Annotated in this window: 4 protein-coding genes; 2 read left to right on the top strand and 2 right to left on the bottom strand. The window is 36.8% G+C overall.

The window, feature by feature from the left end:
• Together Q0A18_RS16475 and Q0A18_RS16470 are read left to right on the top strand one after the other, a co-directional pair.
• A partial coding sequence (locus Q0A18_RS16475) for a hypothetical protein (protein ID WP_292011245.1) occupies positions 1 to 401 on the top strand: 401 nt, incomplete at its 5' end.
• A gap of 83 nt (positions 402 to 484) precedes the next feature.
• Positions 485 to 1,189 (top strand): ATP-binding cassette domain-containing protein, encoded by a 705-nt coding sequence (locus Q0A18_RS16470; RefSeq protein WP_292011246.1) that lies wholly within the window; start codon positions 485 to 487, stop codon positions 1,187 to 1,189.
• Here Q0A18_RS16470 and Q0A18_RS16465 read toward each other — a convergent pair.
• Together Q0A18_RS16465 and lpdA are read right to left on the bottom strand one after the other, a co-directional pair.
• Entirely contained in the window at positions 1,186 to 1,980 is a 795-nt protein-coding gene (locus Q0A18_RS16465) for a patatin-like phospholipase family protein (RefSeq protein ID WP_292011244.1), read from the bottom strand. The two genes, Q0A18_RS16470 and Q0A18_RS16465, sit on opposite strands and share 4 nt — an antisense overlap.
• Before the next feature lie 156 nt (positions 1,981 to 2,136).
• Positions 2,137 to 3,525, bottom strand: a complete 1,389-nt coding sequence (gene lpdA, locus Q0A18_RS16460; protein WP_292011243.1) for a dihydrolipoyl dehydrogenase — start codon at positions 3,523 to 3,525, stop codon at positions 2,137 to 2,139.
• Between the last annotated feature and the right edge of the window lie 91 nt (positions 3,526 to 3,616).

Raw genomic sequence — 3,616 nt, 5'->3', positions numbered from 1 at the left:
ACCAGGATCTTAATACCAGTAATTTGAATACGATCAGGTCTTTTTCGTTTGAAAACCAGAATAATGATGTTGACGGACTGTATAGCTTAATTCTAAACGGTTTTGCTACTTTGCCAGCTTCGAATATCACCCTTGAACTTCCCAATGATATTATTGAACTTCATTATGAAAAAAACTACGGTCAGCCCACTGTTCAGTTTATTCAATATATCAATAAAAACAGAAAATATGTCGGAAAATCGCAATATCTGACAAGAACGCAAATTGATAAAATTTTTGGGAAATCAACCGGAAAATCCAGTTTATATCAAAGCTCAGCAGTTGCTGCACCTCAACAGCAGACTAAAAAACCAGCAACAACCTATAAGAAACCTGCCAGCAAAAGCAGTTCAAGAAAATAATTAATATTTTTACAATATATATGAACTCATTCGGTCAGAATGAGTTTTTTATTTTTATTTTTGCAAAAAGACTGTCATTAATTATGTCCCTTCAGATCATTAATCTAACCAAAAAATTCGGTGAGCAAACTGCACTCAACACCATAAACATTACGATTGAAAACAATGAGATCATTGGCCTTCTTGGTCCTAACGGAGCAGGAAAATCCACCCTCATGAAATCTATTGTGGGATCATTGAAAATAGATGAAGGGGAAATTATTTTTAATGGAAAAAGCATTACGGAAAACGAAATAGAAAGCAAAAGGAATATTGGTTTTCTTCCGGAAAACAATCCTCTATATCTTGAGATGTATGTAAAGGAATATTTACAGTTTGTAACGGACATTCATAAAATTCCGGCCGGTAAGATAGATGAAGTCATTGAACTCGTAGGGCTCAGTCCTGAAAAATCAAAAAAGATCGGTCAGCTTTCCAAAGGGTATAAGCAAAGAGTAGGTTTAACTCAGGCTATTATACATGAACCGGACCTGCTAATTCTGGATGAGCCTACCAACGGTCTTGACCCTAACCAGATTATAGAAATCCGAAATGTTATAAAAGAGATCGGAAAAGAAAAAACGGTATTACTTTCTACCCATATTATGCAGGAAGTGGAAGCTCTATGCTCCCGCGTTATTCTTATCCACAAAGGAAATATTTTACAGGATTGCCCTATTGAAGAGTTTAAAGGTAAATTTGAAAGTCTGGAAGAAGCTTTTGCAAGCTACACGGCAGCTACAAATTAATCATCTTTCGATTCTGAAAAGAAACGGCTATCTTCAAAACTTTCAACAGCCGCCTTGTATCCTATATTGAATATTTCTTCCATACGGTATTTTTTCCTTTCAAAAGCCCCGTAATTGGCGAGATCCTGCGAAGAAATAAACCAGTCACAATAGTCAAATTTCACTCTTTCCACACGATAGGACAAAAGGTCATAAGAGCGGGAAACAATAGCTTTAATAGACTTCAAATCCTTTATATGGGTGTCATTAGGCGGTGATACAAAAACGCCTATCAACTGATCACAGTTGTCCCGGATTACATCTGCCGGGAAATTATTCAAAACACCCCCATCACAATACATTTCTCCATCTACAATATAAGGTGTTGTAACACCCGGAATAGAACAGGAAGCTATAATAGCATCCGTTACCTTAAAGTCTTTATCAAATATTCTTTGGGTTCCCGAAACCAATTCTGTAGCTACAATTTTGACATCTTTATCCAGATCTCCTAATTTCATATCTTTAAATATAGGTTCCAGATAATTTTTAAATATGACAGACGAAACAAGCCCCGGCTGATTAAATGTAAAATGTTTCCAGTTAAAGAAATAAACCGAAGTAAAGAAGTTCAGTATCTCTTCAGGAGTTTTACCTATCGCATACAAGCATCCTACTATCGAGCCTGCACTACAGCACGACAATACATCTGCATCAATAGTATTCTCCCTTAAAAATTTTAAAACTCCGGCATGAGCTATTCCTTTGGTTCCTCCGCCTGATAGAACAAGCCCTACTTTTTCAGAATTCATAGAATAAATGTAAGAAAATGAGATGAATTTTTAAATTATTTTTCATTAATTATCCGGACAACCTTCCTAAATATTGAATCCGGGAAATAATCTCCCAATAAAAAAGCTACAGATCAATCTGCAGCTTTTTATTATTTATATCTTTTCCTATCTTTTTTAGATATGGATTACTTCTCCGTAAGCAGCAGCAGCAGCTTCCATGATAGCTTCGGAAACAGTCGGGTGCGGGTGGATAGATTTGATGATCTCATGACCTGTAGTTTCCAGTTTTCTGGCAACAACAGCTTCCGCCACCATATCCGTTACTCCGTCTCCGATCATGTGGCATCCTAACCATTCTCCATATTTGGCATCAAAAATTACTTTAACAAAACCGTCAGTGTTTCCGTTTGCAGTCGCTTTACCACTTGCAGAAAGAGGGAATTTACCTACTTTAATTTCGTATCCTTTCTCTTTTGCCTGCTTTTCAGTAAGGCCTACAGAAGCTACTTCCGGATGACAGTAAGTACATCCCGGAATATTACCATAGTCTATTTTTTCAACATGCAGTCCTTTGATTTTTTCCACACACGTAATTCCTTCTGCCGAAGCTACGTGGGCCAAAGCCTGAGTAGGAATAATATCTCCGATGGCATAATATCCCGGGACAGAGGTTTCGTACCATTCATTCACCAGTACTCTTCCTTTATCTGTTTGGATTCCCACTTCTTCAAGACCAATATTTTCGATATTGGCAGCAATACCTACTGCTGAAAGAAGAATGTCCGCTTCAAGGGTAATATTTCCTTTTGCTGTTTTTACATTGGCTTTAACACCGTTTCCGCTTGTATCTACACTTTCCACAGAAGCATTCGTCATAATCTCAATTCCTGATTTTTTCAGGGATTTTTCCAAATGCTTGGAAACTTCTTCATCTTCTACCGGGACAATATTCGGCATAAATTCTACAACAGTAACTTTAGTCCCCATTGTATTATAGAAATCTGCAAATTCCACTCCGATCGCTCCGGAACCTACCACAATCATTGATTTTGGCTGTTCAGGAAGACTAAGAGCCTGTCTGTATCCGATTACTTTTTTACCGTCCTGCGGTAAGTTCGGTAATTCTCTCGAACGTGCTCCTGTAGCAATGATAATATGACTACCTGAATATTCAGTTACTTTACCGTCTTTATCTGTAACAGAAACTTTTTTATCTTTTAAAACTTTAGCCGTACCAAGAATAACATCAACTTTATTTTTCTTCATCAGGAATTCAATCCCTTTGCTCATTTTATTGGCTACACCACGGCTTCTTTGAATTACATTAGGAAATTCAAAACTACCTTCCACTTTATTCAAACCATAATCCTCCGCATGATTGATATAATGGAAAACCTGAGCAGACTTTAATAAAGCTTTAGTAGGAATACATCCCCAGTTCAGGCATATACCTCCTAAATTTTCCTTCTCGATAATTGCTGTTTTGAAACCCAATTGTGATGCTCTAATAGCCGTAACATATCCACCAGGACCACTTCCGATGACAATAATATCGTAGTTCATTAGTTTAAAATTTTTATGCGAATTTAAGGAAAAATATTGGATGTATCACCTTCTTAAAGATTCATAAACAATGGGAATAAATAAGCAGATT

Source organism: Chryseobacterium sp. (assembly GCF_022712095.1).
GTDB lineage: Bacteria > Bacteroidota > Bacteroidia > Flavobacteriales > Weeksellaceae > Chryseobacterium.
Note: the sequence above shows the minus strand (reverse complement) of the source record. Positions and strands in the feature narration are given on the sequence as shown.

Bases quoted from the DNA above. Each gene is read 5' to 3' on its own strand.
- Q0A18_RS16470 (WP_292011246.1), top strand. From the start codon at position 485: ATGTCCCTTCAGATCATTAATCTAACCAAAAAATTCGGTGAGCAAACT.
- Q0A18_RS16465 (WP_292011244.1), bottom strand. From the start codon at position 1,980: ATGAATTCTGAAAAAGTAGGGCTTGTTCTATCAGGCGGAGGAACCAAA.
- lpdA (WP_292011243.1), bottom strand. From the start codon at position 3,525: ATGAACTACGATATTATTGTCATCGGAAGTGGTCCTGGTGGATATGTT.